14 protein-coding genes are annotated in these 22,191 nt (G+C 64.6%); 8 read left to right on the top strand and 6 right to left on the bottom strand.

What is annotated here, in order from left to right:
* Positions 1-78: 78 nt before the first annotated feature.
* Positions 79-936, bottom strand: coding sequence for a hypothetical protein (locus RFM68_RS29950; RefSeq protein WP_320236581.1), 858 nt, complete (start codon positions 934-936; stop codon positions 79-81).
* Positions 937-959: 23 nt separating this feature from the next.
* The gene (locus RFM68_RS29945) at positions 960-1,742 is read right to left on the bottom strand and encodes a hypothetical protein (protein WP_320236580.1); all 783 of its coding nucleotides are present in this window, start codon (positions 1,740-1,742) and stop codon (positions 960-962) included.
* Positions 1,743-1,872: 130 nt separating this feature from the next.
* On the opposite strand from RFM68_RS29945, the gene RFM68_RS29940 reads away from it, so the two are divergent.
* From RFM68_RS29940 to RFM68_RS29910, 7 genes are read left to right on the top strand one after another with little or no spacing between them, the layout of a single operon-like run.
* A complete protein-coding gene (locus RFM68_RS29940) occupies positions 1,873-2,523 on the top strand; it encodes a DUF4129 domain-containing protein (protein WP_320236579.1) in 651 nt (216 codons plus the stop codon).
* A complete protein-coding gene (locus tag RFM68_RS29935) occupies positions 2,520-3,734 on the top strand; it encodes a DUF4350 domain-containing protein (protein WP_320236578.1) in 1,215 nt (404 codons plus the stop codon). The genes RFM68_RS29940 and RFM68_RS29935 overlap by 4 nt, the downstream gene beginning before the upstream one ends.
* Positions 3,721-4,677, top strand: a complete 957-nt coding sequence (locus RFM68_RS29930) for an AAA family ATPase (protein ID WP_320236577.1) — start codon at positions 3,721-3,723, stop codon at positions 4,675-4,677. Before RFM68_RS29935 ends, RFM68_RS29930 begins: the two co-directional genes overlap by 14 nt.
* Positions 4,674-5,978 (top strand): DUF58 domain-containing protein, encoded by a 1,305-nt coding sequence (locus tag RFM68_RS29925; RefSeq protein WP_320236576.1) that lies wholly within the window; start codon positions 4,674-4,676, stop codon positions 5,976-5,978. Before RFM68_RS29930 ends, RFM68_RS29925 begins: the two co-directional genes overlap by 4 nt.
* A complete protein-coding gene (locus RFM68_RS29920) occupies positions 5,975-6,991 on the top strand; it encodes a stage II sporulation protein M (protein WP_320236575.1) in 1,017 nt (338 codons plus the stop codon). The genes RFM68_RS29925 and RFM68_RS29920 overlap by 4 nt, the downstream gene beginning before the upstream one ends.
* The gene (locus RFM68_RS29915) at positions 6,978-7,856 is read left to right on the top strand and encodes an RDD family protein (protein ID WP_320236574.1); all 879 of its coding nucleotides are present in this window, start codon (positions 6,978-6,980) and stop codon (positions 7,854-7,856) included. The genes RFM68_RS29920 and RFM68_RS29915 overlap by 14 nt, the downstream gene beginning before the upstream one ends.
* A gap of 19 nt (positions 7,857-7,875) precedes the next feature.
* Complete coding sequence (locus RFM68_RS29910; RefSeq protein WP_320236573.1) at positions 7,876-8,151, top strand: hypothetical protein; 276 nt, start codon at positions 7,876-7,878, stop codon at positions 8,149-8,151.
* Between the two features lie 18 nt (positions 8,152-8,169).
* Here the strand turns inward: RFM68_RS29910 and RFM68_RS29905 are convergent, their stop codons facing one another.
* Complete coding sequence (locus RFM68_RS29905) at positions 8,170-8,856, bottom strand: D-lyxose/D-mannose family sugar isomerase (protein ID WP_320236572.1); 687 nt, start codon at positions 8,854-8,856, stop codon at positions 8,170-8,172.
* Positions 8,857-9,050: 194 nt separating this feature from the next.
* Between RFM68_RS29905 and RFM68_RS29900 the strand changes: the two genes are divergently transcribed.
* Positions 9,051-10,109 (top strand): D-TA family PLP-dependent enzyme, encoded by a 1,059-nt coding sequence (locus tag RFM68_RS29900; protein WP_320236571.1) that lies wholly within the window; start codon positions 9,051-9,053, stop codon positions 10,107-10,109.
* Between the two features lie 110 nt (positions 10,110-10,219).
* Here the strand turns inward: RFM68_RS29900 and RFM68_RS29895 are convergent, their stop codons facing one another.
* The 3 genes from RFM68_RS29895 to RFM68_RS29885 all read right to left on the bottom strand — a co-directional run bounded on the left by RFM68_RS29895 (position 10,220) and on the right by RFM68_RS29885 (position 21,976).
* The gene (locus RFM68_RS29895; protein ID WP_320236570.1) at positions 10,220-11,023 is read right to left on the bottom strand and encodes a heme ABC transporter permease; all 804 of its coding nucleotides are present in this window, start codon (positions 11,021-11,023) and stop codon (positions 10,220-10,222) included.
* 227 nt (positions 11,024-11,250) lie between these two features.
* Complete coding sequence (locus RFM68_RS29890) at positions 11,251-13,020, bottom strand: glucan ABC transporter ATP-binding protein/ permease (RefSeq protein ID WP_320236569.1); 1,770 nt, start codon at positions 13,018-13,020, stop codon at positions 11,251-11,253.
* A 376-nt stretch (positions 13,021-13,396) separates the two neighbouring features.
* On the bottom strand, positions 13,397-21,976 hold the full coding sequence (locus tag RFM68_RS29885) for a glycoside hydrolase family 94 protein (RefSeq protein WP_320236568.1): 8,580 nt from the start codon (positions 21,974-21,976) through the stop codon (positions 13,397-13,399).
* Positions 21,977-22,191 lie beyond the last annotated feature (215 nt).

Raw genomic sequence — 22,191 nt, 5'->3', positions numbered from 1 at the left:
CTCGGCCGGCGCGGCCCTCTAAGCCGCGCCGGCCGTTTGCTGTTTGCCAATCGATCGCCTTTCAGCTGGCGCTGATTGTTAGGAAAAGACGTCCACCAATTCATCGACGCCGCCGCCTTCCCTTGCCCGCCGCAGGTCGATGTATGAGGCCGTCGCGGCGATCGATGCCACCGTCCATATGATCGCCGTGACGCAGGCGCTCGCCGCTGCACCGACGATCGCCACGAAAGCCGGGGCGATCATAAGCGCAGCAAGGCTAAATCCAAGAAAAAGCGCCACTCGCAACGCCAGCGCCAGCACGAGGACAAGCAGAAACAGGCCGAATATCGGCCAGCGATATGCCTTGGTCAGGGCACGGCTACGTCCCATCGAAGCCATTGCTCCAAGTCCTTCGCGTATCGCGACGGGGATGGCTGCCAGGGCACTCAGCACCCACACTACGCTGGGCACCACCAGCAGCACGAACGCCACGCCACCACCGAAAGACGGAAAGAGCAATTCGGCGCCGATCATCGCCTGCTGCGCGAAAAACCACACCAGATAGATCGTGACGCCTATGCCGAGCACGGGACCGGCCCGGCGGAAGGCTGCTCCAACACAGCTCGCGATCGGTGGACGGTGGCCATTGATGTCGCCTAGCATGGCTCCCGACAGCACCGCATGCCCGAGGAAGCCCGGCAGGGCGCCCAGCAACCCGGCAAGCAGCGAAAAGCTTACATAGACCGCAACGGAGAAAGGTTCGACCTCTCCGCCGCCGACCAGATACGCCGCCCTCTCCCGGTAGGCAAAGGTCAACAGACCGATCAGGAGTGACGGCAGGGCGAAAAAGACCACGGCGACCGCCAGTACGAGAACCGGATTCCGTCCAATGAACGAGACCGTATCAGCGACGACCTTGCCCAGTCGAAACGGTCCGGCTGCGCCAAGATTTCCCACGCTGTCAGGTCGGTCGCTGTTGCCTACGAGAATATCTCCGCCAGTTCGTCGATGCTGGCGCCTTCCTTGGCCTGGCGCAGTTCGACATAGCTGACCGCCGTGGCGATCGACAGCACCATCGAGACGACCGTCTGCACCAGCGCGGCTCCGATCTCGGCAATGATGCCGCCGAACAACACCAGAACCAGCAACATGCCCCACTGGATGATCATCGCGATGATGATGAGAATGAGGAACAGGCCGAAAAGCGACCAGCGGCAGCCCTTGGTCAGGGCTCGGCTGCGCGACATCGAGCCAAACACGCCCCGCCCCTCCTGGATGAGGACCGGAACCGACATCGACCAGCCAAGCCACAGGATGATGCCGGGTACGATAAGGGCAATCATAGCAAGAATAGAACCGAAATAGACGAGCAGACCTATCGCGAGCGTCGGCAGGAGAAAGCGGATCGCGATCTGCACGCAGTCGCCGAAGGACGGCCGCTTGCCGTTCAGATCCTCGATGGTCGCCCGCACCAGCGCCGATTGCAGCAGGAGAGCGCACACGAACGAGATCAGCCCGGCGATTACGGTGAGATAGGAATTGCGGAACATGGCGCCAGGGTCGGCGATGGTGCCGGGAGCGCGCTGCATCATCGCGTCGATTTGCGGCTGCGTCCACAGCCTGATGAGCAACGCCGGCAGGCCCGAAAACAGCGCCGCCAGCCCTACGCAAAGTCCTATATTGCGGGTAATTACCGAAAAGGTGTTGCTGAATACCCTGCCGATCTCGAATCGGCCGGGTCGTCCCAATGTTGCAGTGGTCATGATAATTTTCCCCCGAGTCACCACGCATCCGATCGGCGACTTCAAAGTAAATTTGCCAAGATTGAAGGGCTACGTCCAGTGCGCTTGCAATTGTCATTGCGTATTGCCAGTGTCGACACCGAACCGCAGGTTGCAGGGGAACGAGCGGGTGACAGCCGTACAGGCAGGGACGGACGACGCCGGACGGCTGGCGCAGTTGCACAAGCAGCTGCTGACGGATGACTCGATCCAGTTTGCCCTTCCCCCCTATGTGCGGCCCGAGCCGCCCGAGTGGCTGAAGCCGCTTCTGGAATATCTGGCAAAGCTCGGTCCCTATATGATCTACATGTTCTGGGGCGCGGTGATTGTTGGCGTCGCGATCATCGCCTTGCTTCTATTTCTTGAAGCCCAAGGTGTCGCCTGGCGCCTGCCATGGCGGCGCAGGCGCGAGGAGATCGAAGCGAAGGACGAATGGCGCCCCGACGCGGGCGTGGCCCAGATCCTGCTCTCCGAGGCCGATGCGCTGGCCGCCCGCGGCGAGTATGACGAAGCCGTGCATCTGCTCTTGCGCCGCAGCGTCGCCGACATCGCCACCCGGTTGCCGGACTTCCTGCGCCCATCGCTCACCGCGCGCGACATTGCCGGGGCGGGCTCGATTCCCACCCGGCCCCGCGCCGCGTTCAGCGAGATCGCGCGCATCGTCGAGGCTGCCTTGTTCGCCCGCCGCCCCGTCGGCGCCGAGGGCTGGCAGAAGGCGCGTGGCGCCTATGAGCGCTTCGCCTTCAGGGATGCCTGGGCATGAGCGCGCAGCCGGCCGAGGCAGCCGAGGCGCCATTCAGCCGCAAAACCCTGTTCTGGGGTATTTTCGCCAGCCTGCTGGCGGCAGCCGGGTTTTTCCTGCTGTCCACCTACGCGCCGGATTTCCGCGGGCCCGAAGGCGGCGGCACGCCGTTTTCGAAAGGCGGCACCGGCTATGCCGGACTTGTCGAATGGCTGAAGCTCACAAACGGACAGGCGCCGCCGATGGAGCGCGGCGAAAAGGACCTGGCGTCCCCGCTGGCATCGACCTTCCTGCTCGTCGTCACCATCGCGCCGGGAAGCGACCCGGCAGCGCTCGATCGCCTGATCAAGCTGCGCGCGGGCAAGGACACGCTTTTCGTCCTGCCGAAATGGCAGACGGCTCCCTTGTTCAGCCATGAAGGCTGGGAGACAAGGGGCGAGCGGCTGCCCAATACGGTCGTCAACGACTGGCTCGGCCGCATCGCCAAGGCGAAGCTCGGCGAAGCAAAGAACACGGTTTCGCAGATCAACATCGCCGGCCGCATGGTGGCCGCGCCGGACGAGCTGCAATGGGTGGCGGACGATCACCCGCTGATCGCGGCGGGCGACGGCAGGGCCATCCTCACCGAGCTCGACAACGAACCCTTCTACATCCTCACCGATCCCGATTTCCTCAACAATGCCGCTTTGGGGGACGAACAGAAGGCGGCCGCCGCCCTCGACATGATCGCCATGCTGGAACCCGCCAAGGGCGCCGTCATGTTCGACCTGATGCTGCACGGCATCGGCGGCAATTACGATCTTGCGAAGCTTCTGATCGAACCGCCCTTCCTGGCACTGACGCTGTCGGTGCTGGTGGCGGCTGCGCTCGCCTTCCTGCATGGGCTCGGCCGCTTCGGGCCGCCACGGGCCGAAGCGCGTGCCATCGCTTTCGGCAAGCGGGCGCTGGTCGACACCACAGCGATGCTTTTGAAGCGCGCCGGGCGCCTTCAGGGCCTCGGCGATCGCTATGCAGCGCTGATACGCGCGCGCGCCGGGGCGCTGCTCGGCGCGCCGCATGGGCTGCAGGGCGAAGCGCTCGACCGCTGGCTCGATTCCCGCGACAAAAGCGAGGCGCATGGCTTCACCCAGCGCTTCAAGGCCGCGAACGAATCCAACAATTTAGCCACAATGCATGAGGCAGCGGAACAGCTGCATGACTGGACGGCAAGGAGGCTCGGTGAACGTCGGTGAAGTGAAGGCCCTGGCGAATGCGATCAGGGAAGAGGTGGCGAAAGCGATCACCGGGCAGCGCGACACGGTCGACCTGATGCTGACGGCGCTGTTTGCCGGCGGGCATATCCTGCTCGAGGGCCCGCCGGGCACCGCCAAGACCATGACGGCGCGCTGCTTCGCGCAGGCGCTCGGCGTCGCCTATGGCCGCATCCAGTTCACGCCCGACCTGATGCCCGGCGATATCGTCGGCTCCAACATCTATAATTTCCAGAGCGGGCAGTTCACGCTGACGCGCGGCCCGATCTTCTGTGATTTGCTGCTCGCTGACGAAATCAACCGCACGCCGCCGAAGACGCAAGCAGCCCTGCTCGAAGCCATGCAGGAGCACGCCGTCACCTTCGACGGCACCACGCATCCGCTCGGCAAGAATTTCATGGTGGTGGCGACGCAGAACCCGATCGAGCATCAGGGTGTCTATCCGCTGCCCGAAGCGCAGCTCGACCGCTTCCTGTTCAAGCACAGGGTAAGCTATCCGGATCTCAAGGAAGAACGCGCCATCATCGTCCATCACGGCGGCGGTACGGCCTCGCACGATATCGAGCAATACGGCATCAAGGCGCAGACCGACCGCAAGGCGCTGGAAGCAGCACTTGCCACGGTCGGCGATGTCACCCTGGTCGACGATGTCGTCGGCTATATCGCAGCACTTGTGCGAGGCACGCGCGAAAGCCCTGACCTGGAAGTCGGCGCCAGTCCGCGCGCGGGCGCCATGCTGGCCCGCGCGGCGCGCGCCAGGGCGGCGCTCGACGGCCGCAACTACGTCATCCCGGACGACGTCAAGGCTTTAGCCGTGCCGGCGCTGCGTCACCGTGTCGTGCTCTCGCCGGCGGCGCAGATCGACGGGCGGTTGGTCGAGCAGATCGTCTCCGACCTCGTCGACCACACGGAAGCGCCACGTTGATCTATCCGAGCGGGCGAGCAGTCTGGGCAGCGGCGGCGGGAGCGATCCCCGCCTTCCTGATTGCGCTCGCGCTGCCGCATGTCTGGTATCTCGGCCTGTTGTGGATCTGCGCGCTCCTTGCGTTCCTGGCGGTGGACGCAGCCGCCGGGCGAGGCCGCGCCTCGCTCAACGCGACGCTGACGGCGCCGCCGCAGGTGGGCGTCGGCGGACGCTTCACGCTGCACATCGCGGCCGGTCTCGGCGCGAGGCTACGTCGCCTGCAGGCGCGCGTCGGGCACGACCAGCGGGTCCAGCCCGTCGCGGGCACCGGCGGCGTGCTGCCGGCCGATGGCGGCACGCTCGACCTCGAATTCGAGGCCATCCGCCGCGGCATCGCCAGTTTCGATCGCCTGTGGCTGCGCTGGCAGGGCCCGTTCGGCCTGATCTGGAATCAGGCCGTGCTGCCCGTCGACCGCAAGGTTGCGGTGCTGCCCAATGTCAACAGCGCGCGTGACGAGGCGATCACGCTCTTACAGCGCTCCGCGCTTGCCGACGGCCACGCGCAGAAGCGCGCCGGCCAGGGCCGTGAATTCGAGGCGCTGAAGGACTATCAGCCCGGCATGGGCCGGCGCATGATCGACTGGAAGCGCAGCGCCCGCCACGGCAAGCTTTTGGCGCGCGAATTCCGGATCGAGGAGAACAACAACATCGTTTTGGCCATCGATAGCGGCCGCCTGATGTGCGAGCCGGTCGATGGCGTGCCGAAAGTCGACCGCGCGGTGACGGCGGCGCTTCTGTCGGCGTTCATCGCGCTCAAGGGCGGTGATCTCGTCAGCCTGTTTTCCTTCGATGCCAGGCCGCGCGTCTCGAGCGGCGCGGTGCGCGGCTCGCCCAGCTTCACCATGATCCAGAAGCGCGCCGCCGAAATCGACTATTCGACCGAGGAGACGAATTTTACCTTGGCGCTCACAACGCTTTCGGCCAAGCTCGACCGGCGCTCGCTGGTCATCATCTTCACCGATTTCGTCGATCCGATCAGCGCCGAATTGATGCTGCGCACCGTCGGCCGACTGACCGAGCGGCATCTCGTGCTGTTCATGCTGATGAAGGATGTGGAACTTGAAACGCTGTCCGACATGGCGCCGGCGGCACCGGAGGATGTCGCCCGCTCCGTCACCGCCGGCGATCTTTTGAAGCAGCGGCAGGTGGTGATCGGGCGCCTCAGGCTGCTCGGCGCGCATGTCATCGAGGCCGACCATCAGCGGCTCGGCCCTGCCCTGGTCGAGCGCTATATCCAGCTCAAGGAGGAGAACCTCTTATGACGCTGTCCACCGGCACCGCTGCGGTGCGCCAGTCGCTGGCAAGCTTCCGCCAGGAGCGCGAGGCCGACTGGAAAGCCTTCGAGGCGCTGCTCGCGCGCGTCGAGAAGCGCGCGCCGCGCGCGCTGTCGGAAGACGAATTGCTGTCGCTGCCGCTCCTTTACCGCTCGGCGCTGTCGTCGCTTTCGGTGGCGCGCGCGACCTCGCTCGACAGCGCGCTGATCGCCTATCTCGAGGCGCTCTGCCTGCGCGGCTATTTCTATCTCTACGGCGCGCGGCGGAGCTTGAGAACACGCATCGGCGATTTCTTCCTGCACGACTGGCCGGCGGCGATCCGCGACCTGTGGCGCGAAGTGTGGACATCTGTCGGCCTTACGGTCGTCGGCGCGATTGCCGGCTATTGGCTGGTCGCTTCCAACAAGCGCTGGTACGACGCCATCATCGCGCCGAGCCTGGCCGGCGGGCGCAATCCGGATTCGTCGGCCGAGACGCTGCGCAGCGTGCTTTACGGCGGCGCTGATCATTTTCTATCAGGCTTTGCCGCCTATCTCTTCACCCACAACACGCAGGTCTCGATCCTGGCCTTCGCGCTGGGTTTCGCTTTCGCCGTGCCGAGCGTGCTGATCATCCTGATGAATGGCTGCATGCTCGGCGCCATTTTCCAGATCTATGCCGCCAAGGGACTGGGCTTCGAGCTCGGCGGCTGGCTTTCGATTCACGGCACGACGGAGCTGTTCGCTATCGCCATCGCGGGTGCCGCCGGCATGCGCATCGGCACCAGCATCGCCTTTCCCGGCGAACTGACCCGCATGGCGGCCGCGGCCCAGGCTGGACGCGTGGCGGCAACGGCCATGATCGGCGTCACGGTGATGCTGCTTTTTGCCGGCCTGCTCGAAGGCATCGGCCGGCAGACGATCACCAGCGACATCGCCCGCTATTCGATCGGCGGCGGCATGCTGGCTTTGTGGATCTGCTATTTTTATCTCTTCCGTATGGTGCGGCATGGCGACCGCTAGGACAGCGAAGGTCAAGACGCCGGCAGCACTGATCCGTCCGCTTGTGACGCCGGAAGGTGTCGACCTCAGGGTCAAGCTGGCCGATGCCGGCACCCGGGCTTCGGGCTTCCTGCTCGACGTGGTGATCATCATTGTGGCGGCGGTCGTGGTAAGCCTCGTCGCGCTGTTCGGCCTTGCCGGCCTCGGCTTCCAGGATGCGCAGCCGCTGTTCATCGTCTGGGTCATCTTCATTTTCTTCCTGCGCAACGCCTATTTCATCGCCTTCGAAGCCGGCCGACGGGCAGCTACACCGGGCAAGCGCATGGTCGGCGTCAGGGTGGCCTCGCGCAGCGGCGCCGGCCTCACCATCGACCAGGTCATCGCGCGCAATCTGATGCGCGAGATCGAGGTCTTCCTGCCGCTGTCGATCCTCGCCTCGCGCGCCAGCGCCGATGTCGCCGACACGCTGACGACCATCTTCGGCCTGGTGTGGGCGCTGCTCTTCTCGCTGTTTCCGCTATTCAACCGCGACCGGCTGAGGATCGGCGACCTGCTCGCCGGCACCTGGGTGGTCGAAGCGCCGAAAGTGGCGCTGGTCGAGGATCTTTCGCTGCGCAAGGACCCGGTCGCGGTCCGCTTCCAGTTCAGCGCCGCGCAGCTCGACGCCTATGGCATCGCCGAACTGCAGAAGCTCGAGGAAGTGCTGCGCCGCGACGATTATTCCGCGCTGAAGGCGGTGGCGGAAACGATCAGCCGCAAGATCGGCGCCAAGGTCGAGCCGATCGATTCAAAGGCTTTTCTCACCGCTTATTACGGCGAGCTTCGCGCGCATCTGGAACGCAAGCTGCTGCTTGGGAACCGCAAGGCGGATAAATACGCGCGGTAGCGGACTTTCGGGAGGCACTATGAAGACGTCGATATCTGAACTTGAACTTCAAGAAATGGAAGCTCGGGTAGAGGCCGCGCAGCCCGGTCCATGGAAATCATGGGTCGAGGGTCGGGATTTTCTAAGCGGCTCGAACATCATCCAGACCGGCGACGGCGTTGAGCGTGGCGAGGACATTGACCTGTCCGGCGCGATCGTTGCGGACCAGGATTTCATCGCGGCCGCGCGACAGGACGTCCCTCGCCTGATAGCGGAAGTGCGTCGGCTGCGCGCAGTTCTCAACCAGACCAAGTAGAAGCCTCGGCGCCCTCGCCTACCCCACCCATTTCTCGTAATCCGACACCAGCAGGTGAACCGGCGCGACGTCCTCGTCGATGTTGGAGAAGCGGCCGATCTGCTCGCGGAAGACGTTGTCGGTGAGGTCGTCATTGACGGTCGAAACCTCGCCGATCAGCACGTCCTTGCCTTCGGCCCAGAAGGCGTGCCACACACCAGGCAGCAGCGTGACGCTCTGGCCCGGATCGAGCTTCAACAGTCCGCCCGCCGGCAACCTGTGGATGGTGCCGTCGACCGGAACCGAGACTTCGGCCTTCGGATCGATGCCGCCGTCGCGGTCGTGCATGAACAGTTGCAGCACCAGCTTGCCGCCGCCGCGGTTGATGATGTCCTCGGCCTTGATGTTGTGGCGATGCATCGGCGACAGCTGGTCCTTGCGCGAGATCATGATTTTTTCGGCATAGAGCATGCCCATGCCGAGCTTCATGTCCTCGCAGCGGCCGTTGCGCACGGTGAACAGGAACAGGCCGAGCTCGTCGAACTTCTCCTGGCCGTAGTCGGTGATGTCCCAGCCGAGGCGCGAGGTGAAGATGGCTGGGGAGTCGCCTTTATGCGCCTTCATTTCTTCCGGCGACCAATAGGCGAAGGGCGGCATGATATAGCCGAAGGAGCGGATGAAGGCGTCGGCTTCGCCGATGATGTCGTTGATCTTGGAGCGCTTCATGGGTTCTCTTCCTTCCGGCCGTTGCTGCTGAAATCCGCCCATCCGAATAGCCCAATGCCGATCCGCTGTCGACGCAAACTCCCGGCTCTGGCCCCGTGACATCCAGCTGGATCGGTACCATAAACCCACGCAGCTTTTTTTGCGCATGTCTTTGGTTCCCACTTTCGGGAGGCATGCTTTGGACGGTGATTTTCATGGCAAGCATAGACGACCTCGACACGCCGGCGATCCTCATCGATGCGGCCCGTGCCGAAGCCAACATCAAAAAGGCGCAGGCGCATGCCGACGCCCACGGGTTGGAGCTCAGGCCGCATATCAAGACGCACAAGCTGCCTTACTGGGCGAAGAAGCAGGTCGCAGCCGGCGCGGTCGGCATCACCTGCCAGAAGATCGGCGAAGCCGAGGTGATGGCCGACGCCGGGCTTGCGGATATTTTTCTCCCCTACAACATCCTCGGGCGCGCCAAGCTGGAGCGGCTGAAGGCGCTGCATGGCCGCGTCACGCTGTCAGTGACAGCGGACAGCCATGAGACGCTGGAAGGGCTTGCCGCCACTTTCAGCGATGCCGGCCATCCGCTGCAGGTGCTGGTCGAATGCGACACCGGCATGGGCCGCTGCGGCGTGCAGAGTCCGGCTGACGCGGTGGTGCTGGCGAAAGCGATCGACAGGGTCAAGGGCATAAGCTTCGGCGGACTGATGACCTATCCGGCGGCCGGCCGCGCCGCCGAGGCGGAGGCGTGGCTGAGCAAGGCGCGCAGCGCACTCGCCATCGATGGGCTCGAATGCGAGCGCATTTCCAGCGGCGGCACACCGGACATGTGGCGCTCGGGTGAGAACAGCGTCGTCACCGAATACCGACCCGGCACCTACATCTATCTCGACCGCTACCAGGTCGCCAAAGGCGTCGGCACGCTGGACGACTGCGCGTTGACGGTGCTCGCCACGGTGGTGAGCCATCCGACGGCGACCCGTGCCATCCTCGACAGCGGCAGCAAGGCGCTGTCCTCCGATACGCTCGGGCTGCCCGATTTCGGCGAGTTGCTGGGTGCTCCCGGTGCCCGCGTAACAGGATTGAGCGAAGAGCACGGCACCGTCACGCTTGCCGACAGCGCCAAGCTGCGCATCGGGGAGCGCGTACGCGTGGTTCCCGACCATTGCTGCGTGGTGACGAACCTGTTCGACCAAGTGCATCTGATCGACGGCGACAAGGTCCTGGAAACGCTGCCGGTGGCAGCAAGGGGACGGATGGGGTGACCAGCGCTACCCCTTCTCCCCTTGTGGTAGAAGGTGGATCGGCGCGCAGCGCCGAGACGGATGAGGGGTGTTCCAGCGGGGTGAGACGTCGGCGTTCCCTGGAGCACCCCTCATCCGTCGCCTTCGGCGACACCTTCTCCCACAAGGGGAGAAGGGGGAGCTCGCTCCGCCTGCCGTGCCGCGACCCTGCGCATCGCGGTCACCCGTCGGCGGAAAATCTCCGTGCGCATCGCCATCAGGTACAGCGCGAAGAACAGCACCGTGAAGCCCAGCGCCATCACGGCGAGCGGCCACAGCATCGAGGGGTCGATGGTCGGGCCTCCGAGGCGGAAAACGGAGGCCGGCTGGTGCAGCGTGTTCCACCAGTCGACCGAGAATTTGATGATCGGGATGTTGATGAAGCCGACGAGCGTGATGATGGCGGCGGCCCAGGCGGCGCGGCCGGCGTCATCCAGCGCGCGGGTCAGCGCAATGATGCCGAGGTACATCAGGAAAAGCACGAAGACCGAGGTCAGCCGTGCATCCCACACCCACCACGTGCCCCACATCGGCTTGCCCCAGATGGAGCCGGTGATCAGCGCCAGCGCGGTGAAGGTGGCGCCAATGGGTGCTGCCGATTTCAGCGCCACATCGGCCAGCGGATGGCGCCAGACCAGCGTGCCGAGCGCGGAGATCGCCATGATCGTGTAGCACATCATGGCGAGCCAGGCGAAAGGCACGTGAATGTACATGATGCGCACGGTGATGCCTTGCTGGAAATCCTCCGGCGCCGTGAAGCTCATATACAAGCCCACAAGGAGCAGGATCGCCGCAACCGCCGCAAGCCACGGAATGACCTTGTCGGCCAGCCCGACAAAGCGCGTCGGGTTGGCGAGATCGGCCCAGCTGGAGAGGCGTGAGGTTGTGTCGCTCATGCCGACCTAAATAGACCGGCGATGCGTCAGGGGCAATCGGCCTTTGCCTTCTCCCCCTTGTGGGAGAAGGTGGATCGGCGCGCAGCGCCGAGACGGATGAGGGGTGTTGGAAGGAATGAGGGGCTGGCGATCTGACTGGCTTGAGAAGGCGCCGCCAAGCTGGAGCACCCCTCATCCGACCTCGCTTCGCGAGGCCACCTTCTCCCACAAGGGGAGAAGGGGGAAATTTACGCCGCTTCGTTGACCGGACGGCTGAGGCGGCGGACCTCTTCGTCGTTGAGCAGGCCGCCGGCGCGCAGCAGGCTGGCGAAGCGGCCGTTGCGCAGCGACAGCTCGGTGAAGCCGCCGAACTCGACCACCTTGCCGTTGTCCATGAAGACGACGAGGTCGGCGTCGCGGACCGTGGTCAGGCGGTGGGCGATGATGAAGGTCGTGCGGTTGCGGCGCAGCTCGTCGATCGCTTCCTTGACGCGGTCCTCGGTCTCGACGTCGAGCGCGCTGGTCGCCTCGTCGAGCACCAGGATCGGCGCATCCTTCAGCACGGCGCGGGCAATGGCGATGCGCTGGCGCTCGCCGCCCGAGAGCTGGCCGCCGCGCTCGCCGACGACGGTGTCGTAGCCGCCGCTCTTGGCCAGGATGAAGTCCTGCGCTGCGGCAGCACTAGCAGCGGCGTGGATCTCGTCATAGCTGGCATCGGCGCGGCCGACGCGGATGTTGTCCTCGATCGAGCGGTTGAGCAGGCCGGCGTCCTGGAAGACAGTGGCGATCGAGTGGCGCAGCGACTTGCGGGTCACCGTGCGGGTGTCGATGCCGTCGATCAGGATACGGCCGCTGGACGGCGTGAAGACGCGCTGCAACAGATTGATGAGCGTCGTCTTGCCGGCGCCGGTCGGCCCGACGATGGCAACCGTCTGGCCTGCCTGGACCTCGAACGAGACGTCGTCGATGCCATGACCGGAGTTGGCGAACTCGAAGCTGACGCCCTCGAAGCGCACATGGCCGGTCACATTGGTCAACTCACGCAGGCCGTCCGGCTCAGCGGTGTCGGCAGCCGAATCTTCAAGACGATAGAAGTCCTCGAGCTTCGCGCGCGCCTCGGAAATTTGGGTGGTGAAGGCCGACATCTGGTCGAGACGGGCAATCAGCATTCCGGCAAAGCCGGTGAAGGCGACGACATCGCCGACGCGGAGCTGGCCACGGGTGACGAGATAAGCGCCGATCGACAGCACGATCATCATCGAGATGGTCGAGGACAGGCGGTTCAGCGCATTGGCGATCGCCCACCAGTCGAGCACGGGATTCTGCGCGTCGAGCAGGTTTTTGACGTAGCGCTTCAACGTCGCGGTCTCATGGCCAATACGGTTGTAGCTCTGCAGCACGGCGACATTGCTGACGCTATCGGTCACATGGGCAAACACGGTGTGGTAGTGGCGTTCGACGGCGGTCTGCCCCGACTTGGTGCGGCGCATGACGATACGGCCAATGCCAACGTAAAGCACGCCCAGGCCAAGCAACACAATGGACATGCGGATGTCCATGGCAAGCGCGGTGGGCACCAGCAGCACCAGCGCGATGGCCGTCGAGAGATGCACGCGCATGAATTCGAGCCACAGGCTGAACAAGGTCTCGACGGCGCGCAGCAGCGTGTGCAGTGAATTGGAAGTGCCGCGCTGGTGATGCCAGGCGAGCGGCATGGTGATGACGCGCTCGAAGGACTGGCACAGTACTTCCGAACGACGGGCATGGGCGAAGCGGTCGGCGCCGCGCGCCACCAGCACGAAGGCTATGACATTGAAGACGCCGAGAGCTGCCCAGACGGCGAGCGTCGAAAACACCGGACCTTTTTCGGAAATGGCGCCGATCACCCGGCCTAAAAGGATCGGCTCGAGGATTGCGATCGCTGCGAGCGCGACATTTGCGCCGCAGATCAGCGCAACGCGCTTCTTGTCGGACGCCAGATAACCCAGCGCTCTAAAGTAGATCTGCAGAAGTGACACGTCAGCTACTCCGCCAAACTCTTGTCTGTGCTCAATGCCGGTATTGTGCACCGCACCATTTTTTGACACGTATCGATTAATGTGTCGCGAAACAATGCGCCGTCTATCCCTTGCGTTCCCATTTAGCGAACAAAAGATGACGACGGTACGAAATCTGACGTGATCACCTAACGGTTTGAGATAAAAGGTGAAATGTCAGCCTTGCGGCAAAATAATGGCAGCCGCGTCGCGCTGCCACATTTTTAATCACCAGCTGCTTGCTTAGCCTGCCCGAAAGGAAGGGACGCGATCGGACTCGGCACCTGCGCCAAGTAAAAAACAGGGATCGGCCGCGCACCTCAACGGGCGCGCGGCCAATAAGCCAAACCCTTTGATTCTACGCAGGTATCCTGACGACAACCTCGGTCTTGTCGCCGGCTTTCGGTTCAAAAGAGGCCGATTTTTTCTTCGAACCATCGACTTCAAGCGAGATCGACTTGGTCTTTTTGTCGCGGACGACGCGAACCTTGATCTCGCCGCCGAACATCTTGAGCGTCGCGGCGTAGCCGTCCCAGTGCCGGGGCAGCTTCGGCCTAAACGTGATCTCCTTGCCGCGCCGCTCGATGCCGAGGATACCTTCCACCGCGGCTCGGTAAAGCCAGCCCGCCGAGCCCGTATACCAGGTCCAGCCGCCACGGCCGCCCTTGCCTTCGCCGGCATATATGTCGGCGGCGACCACATAGGGTTCGACGCGATAGTGTTCAGCCGCGGCTTCGTCCGAAGCGTGATTGACCGGGTTCAGCATCGAGAAGCAGCGATAGGCTTCGTCGGTGCGGCCCATTTCGGCCAGCGCGATCACGAACCAGGTCGCGGCGTGGGTATACTGGCCGCCATTCTCGCGCACGCCCGGCGGATAGCTCCTGATGTAACCGGGATCCTTCTCGCTTTTGGAGAACGGCGGCATGAACAGCTTGACGATGTTGAGTTCGTCGTCGACCAGCATATTGGTCGCCTGCTCCATGGCCGTGGTCGAACGCGCGGGATCGCCCTCGCCCGACAGCACGCTCCAGGACTGGGCGATGGAGTCGATCTTGCACTCGTCGGAATTGTGCGAGCCGAGCGGCGTGCCGTCGTCGAAGCTGCCGCGCCGGTACCACTGGCCGTCCCAGGCGGTGCTTTCCAGCGCCCGCTTCAGCGCGTCCGCGTGCTTGGTCCAGGCCTGTGCCCGCTTGGTGTCGCCTTGCGCCTTGGCGACCGGCGCGAAGTCGATGAGCGTCTTCAATAGGAACCAGCCCAGCCACACACTCTCGCCCTTGCCGCCCTCGCCGACACGGTTCATGCCGTCATTCCAGTCGCCGCCCAGGATGAGCGGCAAGCCGGCAGGGCTGCTGCGCTTGATCGCGAGATCGAGCGCCCGCGCGCAATGGTCATAGAGCGAAGCGGTGTTCTTGGTGATCTCCGGCGTGAAGAAGGCGTCATGCTCATCCTCGCCGAGCTGCTGGCCGTCGATGAAGGGCAACTGCTCCTTGAGGATAGCGGCATCGCCGGTCACCTCGATGTAGCGGGCCGTCGCATGTGCCAGCCAGACAACGTCGTCCGAGATCATGGTGCGCACCCCGGCATCGGTGCGCGGCAGCCACCAGTGCTGCACGTCGCCTTCCGGGAACTGCCGGCGCGCGGCATTGAGGATCTGGTCACGCGCCAGCTTCGGGTCATGCGCCAGAAGGGAGAGCGTGTCCTGCAACTGGTCGCGGAAACCGAAGGCGCCGCTCGCCTGATAGAAGGCCGAGCGCGCGCGGATGCGGCAGGCCAGGCTCTGGTAGGGCAGCCAGTGGTTGACCATGGCGTTCATCGCCTCGTCCGGCGTCTCGACCTGGATGGTGTCGAGGAAGCCGCGCCAGGTGCGCTCGTTATCGGCCAGGCGCCGATCGAAATCCTTGCCGCGATGGATCTGCACCAGCGCGCTTGCCTCGGCGGGCGTGGCCGCGTCGCCAAGCAGCCAGAACAGCGTGACGTCGCCGCCGGCCGGAATATCGATATCGCTGGCGACAACCGCGCAGGGATCGTCGCCCGCCTCGATACGACCTGAGAGCGCAAGCCCGCCAAGCACGGCTTGCGGATACTCGCTCGTGCCATGCCTGCCGATGAACTCGCTACGGTCGGCGGTCACCGAATGGACGGTATGGGCGGCCGCCAGGAAAGCGACCCGCTCACCGAAGTCGAGACCGTAAGGGTTCTGCGCCAGCATGGCCCCTGTTGCCGTGTCCCGCGCGGGCACGATGGTCGCAGCGGTGCGCGAGCGATGGCCGCCCAGCACCCATTCGGCATAGGCATAGACGCGCAGCCGCGCCGGCGCCGAGCCGGAATTCTGGATGCGCAACCGGGTGATCTTCACCGGATCGGTCGGGTCGACCACCTGCGTCAGGTCCATCGACAGCGAACCCCGCCTGGAGCGGAAAGTCGAGAAGCCCTGGCCGTGCCAAGTCTCATAGGTCATCGACGGATCGCGAACCGTCGCGGCCATCGGCGAGAACGCCTTGCCGCTGGTGTGGTCGAAAACATAGAAGCCCTCGCCCGGCCGGTTCGACACCGGGTCGTTCGACCACGGCGTCAGCTGGTAGTCGCGGCTGTTGCGGCTCCAGGTGAAGCCGGCGCCTTCGGACGAGACGTGGAAGCCGAAGGAGGCGTTGGAGATCACGTTGATCCACGGCTGCGGCGTCGAACGCCGCCCGGTCAGCCGCGTCACGTAGTGGCGGCCGTCGCCGTCGAAGCCGCCAAAGCCGTTCCACAGGTTGAGGCCGCTGCCATCGGCGGCAATATCGGCTCCTCCCTGGCTTGCCGGCACCGGCAAAGGCAGCGGCGGAACTGGCTCGCGCGGGCTGCCGCCTTCCGCCTGCAGCAAGGCATCGCGGGCCTGGAGGGCCGCCGTCTCGGCGCGTTCGAGCTGATCGAAGATGGTGCCATTGCGGGTATGAAGCACGACGCGCGCCACCGACAGCAAGGTCTTGTAGGTCGGCTCGTCCATCAGGTCGCGGCGCACCGCGAAGATGTGCTGGCGGGGCCCTAGCTCGCGGCCGCGCAGGCGGCTGTTCTCGCACAGCGTCTCCACGGCGCGCTGCAGGTCCTGCACATAGGACGAGGCCTGCTCGTTGACGACGACGAAGTCGATCATCATGCCGCGGGCGCGCATATATTCCTGGAAGCGCAGCGCCTGGGCGACGATCTCGAGATCAGCGACGTCGCCGATGCGCACGAGGAAGATCGGGAAATCGCCGGAGATGCTGGTAGGCCACAGACTCGACTGGCGGCCGAGACCGGAGGCGATGGATTCGGCCGGCAGGCGCAGGAACGGATCGGGATATATCAGATAACGCGCCAGCTTCTGCACATTGGCGGCGTCGGTGAGGCTCAGGCCCAGATGACGCGTCTGCACCTGGCTGCGCGTCCAGGCAAGCATGGCCTGGCGGGCGAAGCTCTCCTGGTGGTCGAGCCGCGCGATCGCCTCATCGAGCTCGCCGCGATTGGTGCCAACGGCCGTCCAGAAGGTCAGCGAGATCTTCTTGTTGGCCGGCACGCGCACCTGGCGGCGAAGTGCTGCCACCGGATCGAGCGTGAAGCCATGGCTGCCGGAAAGCCTGACGCCGGGGTCGAAAGCGACGGCATCGGCGATGGTGCGGCCACGGCCGATGAAGGCACGCCGGTCCGTTTCGGCCTCGGCATCGCGCGACGGGCCCGACGGATCGGTGACGAAATGCACCATGGTGAGGTCGGGATCGTTGTTGTCGCGCTTGCGCCTTATGGCGAAGATCGCGCCGTTGTTCGGCGCGATCTCGGTCTCGATGAACATCTTGGAGAACGCCGGATGCGCGTTGTCCGAGGCCTCGTTGCCGAGCACCAGCTCCGCGAAGGAGGTCACCTCGATATACCGGTCGTTCGGCCCGTCATTGTAGAGCGTGATGCGGCGGCCTTCGCCATTGCCTTCGGAAATGACGATGCATTCGACTTCCGAACGCAGCGAGCCGACCGACTTGGTGAAGCTCGCCTTGTCATCGCCAAACAGCGTCTGGACCCGTTCGCCCTCGGCGCGCTTCGGCTCGGCGGTGGCGGACCACCAGTCGCCCGTCGCGGTATCGCGCAGGAAGATGTAGGAACCGAGGCGATCCTCGCTCGGATCCGGCTGCCAGCGGGTGACGGCAAGCTCGCCGAAGCGGCTGTAGCCGGAGCCGGTTGCGGTGACCATGACCGAATAGCGGCCATTGGACATCACATTGGTCGCGCGCAGCGCCTTGATCGGATCGAGGACGACGCGGCTGTCCGGGCTCTCGGCCTCGGTCTCGTCCTTGGAGCGCTCGTCGGCTTCCGTCCTGACGGTGGCGGTCGGAATGTCGCGCGGCGCCTTCTCCTGCAAGAGAAGTTCGGCCGATTCGATAACCGGGTCGCTGTGGAAGCGCTCGCGCAGCCGGCCCTCGAAAATGGCATCGGCGACGGCGGCGATCGCCATGCCGGAATGATGCGCCATGTAGTTTTGCACCACGGCGTGGTCGGTGCCTTCGGGCACGCGCTGCGGCGTGAAATCGACCGCATCGTAGAAGCCGTGGCGACCAAGGGCGCCGATCGAGCGCAACCGCTGCAGGTTCTGCACCGCCTCGCGCGGGCTGAACTGTGCCGCCAGGATCGTCGCGTAGGGCGCGATCACGGTGTTTTGGCCAAGGCCACGCTTCAGGCCGAGGCCGGGCACGCCGAAATTGGTGTACTGATAGGTGAGCTCGCGGTCGCGGGCGTTGTAGGCCGCTTCCGAAATGCCCCAGGGCACATTCTTCGAACGCGCGTATTGGATCTGGCGCTTGATGATGAGCTTGCTTGTCTGGTTGAGGATCGAGCCCTGCGGCTCCTTCATAACCAGCGGCGGCATCAGATACTCGAACATCGAGCCCGACCAGGACATCAGCGCGCCCTGGAAGCCGATCTCGACGATCGGCCGTCCCAGGCGGAACCAATGCTCGGTCGGCAGGTCGCCCTTGGCGATGGCGAACAGGCTGGTGAGCCGCGCCTCGGAGGCGAGCAGATCGTAGCAGCTTTCGTCGAGCTGGCGGTCCTCGACGCGGTAGCCGATGGAGAGCAGCTTGCGCTCCTGCCGCATCAGGAACGAGAAATCCATCTCGAAGGCATAACGGCGGCAGCGCTCGCGCAAAGCGAGCAGCTTGGCGCGCAATGCAGCGACCGCGCTCTCGTCATTGTGCGAATCATACACATGCGCCTCGCAGGTCGCTTCCAGCCGTTCCGCCCAGTCGACGATGACATCGCTCTTCGGCGACGCCGCCTCGGTGTGGATCGCGGTGGCGAGCTTGCGGATTTCACCCGCCAGCACAGCAAGATTAATGGTGCGGATCGAGGCCATCTCGGGCTGCGCCTTGATGGTTGCCACGGCGCGGCGCATGCCGTCCAGACGGTCGGCAAGACGCTGACGCAGCGGCCGTAACTGCCGGCGGTCGTTCGGAAGCTCGTCCATGCTTTCGTCGAGAATGGTGACGGTATCGATGATGCCTTCGAAATCGCCCTGCAGATGCACGGACGGCGCTTCGGCCCATTCGGCGCAGGAGGCCGCCACCGCGACCAGATGGCCGGCGAGATTGCCGCTGTCGACCGCCGAGATGTAGAGCGGATAAAGCGGCTTCAGCGTCGTCGTGTCATACCAGTTGTAGAGATGGCCGCGATCACGCGGCATGTTCTCGATGGTCGTCATCGTGGCGTCAATGCGGGTGATGGCATCCGACAGGCTGATCCAGCCGAAGTCGCGCGCCGACACCACCGAGAGCAGATAGACGCCGATATTGGTCGGCGAGGTGCGCGGCGCTACAACCGGCGCCGGGCTTTCCTGGAAATTGTCCGGCGGCAGGTGATGCTGCTCGGCCGTCACGAAGGTCTCGAAATAATGCCAGGTGCGGCGCGCGAAGGTGCGCAACGCGTGGATGTCGGCGGTCGAGATGCGCAGCCTGTCCTCCGTTTCGGCCGAGCGGCTGATCCAGCAGGCGACGGCGGGCGAAGCGATCCAGAAGATGGCGAAGAAGAAGGCGACGAAGGCGCCGGTGGAATCGGCCAGTACCGGAATCGCGAGACCGACGACGCCGATGATCACCGCGCCGTACATCATGCCGTAATAGGCGCCGAGATCGTTGCCGCCCTTGGCCGCCTGCGAGGCGGTGCGCCACTCGAGCAGGTTCTGGCGGCTGACGAAGAGCCGGTAGATGGTGCGGATGATTGCATCGCCCATCATCCACGCGAGATGCGCCATCAAGAGCACCTTGAGCGCCACAAGCGCGGTGCCGAACACGGTATCGCGCGCAAGTGCCGAGAAATGGCCGCGCGGCGTCTGGTCGCCGCTCTTGGGCAGGATGCCGTTCACGATGTCGAAAGTCGGCGCCATGAACAGGCTGAGGATCATCAGCGCCTGCCACTGCGCCGCCTGGGTGAAAGGCAGCAGCGTCCAGCCGGCGACGCAGGCCATGACCCAGAAGATCGGCGTGACCGAGCGGCGCAGGTTGTCAACCATCTTCCAGCGCGACAGCGCAGGCACGCCGGAGCGCGGGTCGAAGATGAAGCCGAGCAGCTGCCAGTCGCCGCGCGCCCAGCGGTGGTGGCGTGAGGCGTCGACCGAATAGCGGGTCGGATAATCCTCGACCAGCTCGACGTCGGTGACCAGTGCCGCGCGTGCCAGCGCGCCTTCGAGCAGATCGTGGCTGAGGATGGTGTTTTCATCGATGCGGTCCTTCAGCGCCGCCTCGAAGGCATCGACATGGTAGAGGCCCTTGCCGGTGAAGGAACCGTCGCCGAAGACGTCCTGATAGACGTCGGAGACAGCGAACACGTACGGGTCGAGGCCGCGATTGGCCGAGAAGACGCGCTGGAAGAAGGAGGCATCGTCGCCGCTGGTCAGCGAAGCGGTGATGCGCGGTTGCAGGATGGTGTAGCCGGCGCTGACGACGCGCTTGACCGGATCGAAATGTGGGCGGTTCAGCGGATGGGCGAGCTTGCCGACCAGGCTCGATACCGCGTCGCGCGTGGTGCGCGTGTCGGCGTCGAGCGTCATCACATAGACGACTTGCTCCGGCAGCGGCACGTCGAGCGGCAGGAAGGTGGTGTCGCTGTCCCCGCGCAGCAGCAGGTTCAACTCATGCAGCTTGCCGCGCTTGCGCTCCCAGCCCATCCAGCAGCCCTGCGCTTGGTTGTAGAGCCGGCGCCGGTGCAGGAGATAAAAGCGCGGCGAGCCTTCCGACGGATAGCGGGCATTGAGCCTGGCGATCTCGTCGCGGGCATATTGCAGGATCTCAATGTCGGCGGCGTCGATCTCGGACTTGGAATCCGGCCAGTCGGACAAGAGAGCGAAATGGATCTCGTCCGCCGTGTTGGCGAGGTGATGGACCTCGATGTTGCGGATGTTTTCCTCGACGTCGTCGCGCGAGCCGATCAGCGAGGGTACCACGACCAGCGTGCGCGCCTCGGCCGGGATGCCGTGCTTGTTGTAGTCGTAGCCGACAAGCCGGGTCGGCTTCAGGAACAGCGCGACCACGGTGTTGAAGAAGGCCAACGCGCCTTCGCTGGCCGGCACCGCGAACAGCGCCAGCATCAGCGTGATCGATTCCACCGACAGGCCGAGATTGGCGAGCGCCCCCCCCGACAGCACCAGCAGCAGCGCCGTCAAAAGGAAAACCGGCACGACAATGCCCAGCCAGCCGGCGCTGGCAAAGCCGCGCTTGAAGGTGACATAGAAAGGTGGCCGGTAGCCGATCGCCTTTTCCAGTTCCTGCCGACGTGGCCCGACCAGGAAGAAGCCGACATCGGTATGCACGGCGGGATCCGCGGTTTCGGGCACACCGGACGCATCGGTGACGCCGGGCGTGTGTCCGGCGAGTTCGATCGCTTTTTCGGCCACTCGGTATTCGGAGAGGTCGGAGCGGCGCGCCAGCTGCTCGATCGCGGTGCGGTACTGGTCGCGCGAGAAGAAGTCGAGCGCGGCGAAATCGGTCTTCTGGCGCAGCAGCGTATCGATGCGGCTGACGCCCTCGAACCAAACCGTCCAGTCGACGTCGTTGATGAGGCGCAGGCCGCGGATGATGTTGCCGGTGGTGACGTTGCCGCTGGAGAGCGTCTGATGCTCGGAGATGATGATCTCCTCGGCATCGGAACCGGTCTTTTCGAGTTCGCTTTCCAGCCATTCCAGTGCCCTACCGGCATTCTGCGACCCGTCGCGCAGGCGATAGAGCAGTTGGGTGGCGAACGTGGTGTCCTGCGCGTGCGCGCTATAGGTCGACAGGATTCTTGTGCGGTCGGCATTGTCGTCGGTCGCCAGCACCCGGTCGGCGACCTCGTTGGCGACGTGGCGCATCTGCCTGGTGCGCTCGACGCGCACGGCAATGCGGCGCAGGTTCTCGATCAGCACGAAGCGCAGCAGCGACGGCAGCGCCCAGAGCTCGCCGATCTTCATCGGCTCGACCGACTGGAAGCCCTCGACGATCGCCTTGAACATGTTGGCCGAGACGGAGCTGTCGGAATGCTCGACATAGCTCCAGGCGACAACGAACGCGCGCGGCAGCGCCGTGCCGTCGCCAAGCGTGAGCGTCGGCAGTTGCCGGTAGAAGCGGCGCGGCAGGTCGCGCTTGACCTGGAAGATGGTCTCCTCGACCAGGTAATTGTTGTCGAGCAGCCACTGCGCGGCCGGCGTGATGGTTTCGCCCTTTGCCTGGGCGGCATTGGTCGAGCGGTAAACTTCGAGGATCTTCTTGGCGCTGTCGCGGATGCGGGCCTGGAATTCGAACGGCGCCAAGCCGAACAGTTCCTTGACCTCGCCCCTGGCGAGCGCAACGCCCAAGGCGCGCAGGCGGTCCTCAGGCAGGAAATTGGAGCGTATCGGCGCTTCAGTCGCGGCCGGGAAGCCGGCGCTTGTCTGTTCGATCTTGTTGGGGTTCGTCTGAATGTTCATTGAAAATTCCGTAAGGCGGGGCGCAATGCGGCGTCACCGCCACGGCAATGCCCCTAAAACCGGTCCAATTGCAATTGGTTGCATGACTGGTTTGCCGAAAGTTTGTTCTGCGCACCACGACAGGGGCGTGCCCTTTCGACAGCTCGTGGGCGAACGCCCCTCGCTCTCCGCCCCCGGTTGGATCAGGGCAAGGATTCAGGCTTTTTCGTGATACA

It is taken from the genome of Mesorhizobium montanum (assembly GCF_033977145.1).
GTDB classification, from domain to species: Bacteria; Pseudomonadota; Alphaproteobacteria; order Rhizobiales; family Rhizobiaceae; genus Mesorhizobium; species Mesorhizobium montanum.
The sequence above is the reverse complement of the archived record's forward strand: the minus strand, read 5'-3'. Positions and strand labels throughout refer to the sequence as shown.

Excerpts from the sequence above, each read along its gene's own strand:
- RFM68_RS29900 (WP_320236571.1), top strand. The coding sequence starts at position 9,051 with ATGGCAAGCATAGACGACCTCGACACGCCGGCGATCCTCATCGATGCG.
- RFM68_RS29905 (WP_320236572.1), bottom strand. The coding sequence starts at position 8,856 with ATGAAGCGCTCCAAGATCAACGACATCATCGGCGAAGCCGACGCCTTC.
- RFM68_RS29885 (WP_320236568.1), bottom strand. The coding sequence starts at position 21,976 with ATGAACATTCAGACGAACCCCAACAAGATCGAACAGACAAGCGCCGGC.
- RFM68_RS29920 (WP_320236575.1), top strand. The coding sequence starts at position 5,975 with ATGACGCTGTCCACCGGCACCGCTGCGGTGCGCCAGTCGCTGGCAAGC.
- RFM68_RS29895 (WP_320236570.1), bottom strand. The coding sequence starts at position 11,023 with ATGAGCGACACAACCTCACGCCTCTCCAGCTGGGCCGATCTCGCCAAC.
- RFM68_RS29910 (WP_320236573.1), top strand. The coding sequence starts at position 7,876 with ATGAAGACGTCGATATCTGAACTTGAACTTCAAGAAATGGAAGCTCGG.
- RFM68_RS29915 (WP_320236574.1), top strand. The coding sequence starts at position 6,978 with ATGGCGACCGCTAGGACAGCGAAGGTCAAGACGCCGGCAGCACTGATC.
- RFM68_RS29935 (WP_320236578.1), top strand. The coding sequence starts at position 2,520 with ATGAGCGCGCAGCCGGCCGAGGCAGCCGAGGCGCCATTCAGCCGCAAA.
- RFM68_RS29945 (WP_320236580.1), bottom strand. The coding sequence starts at position 1,742 with ATGACCACTGCAACATTGGGACGACCCGGCCGATTCGAGATCGGCAGG.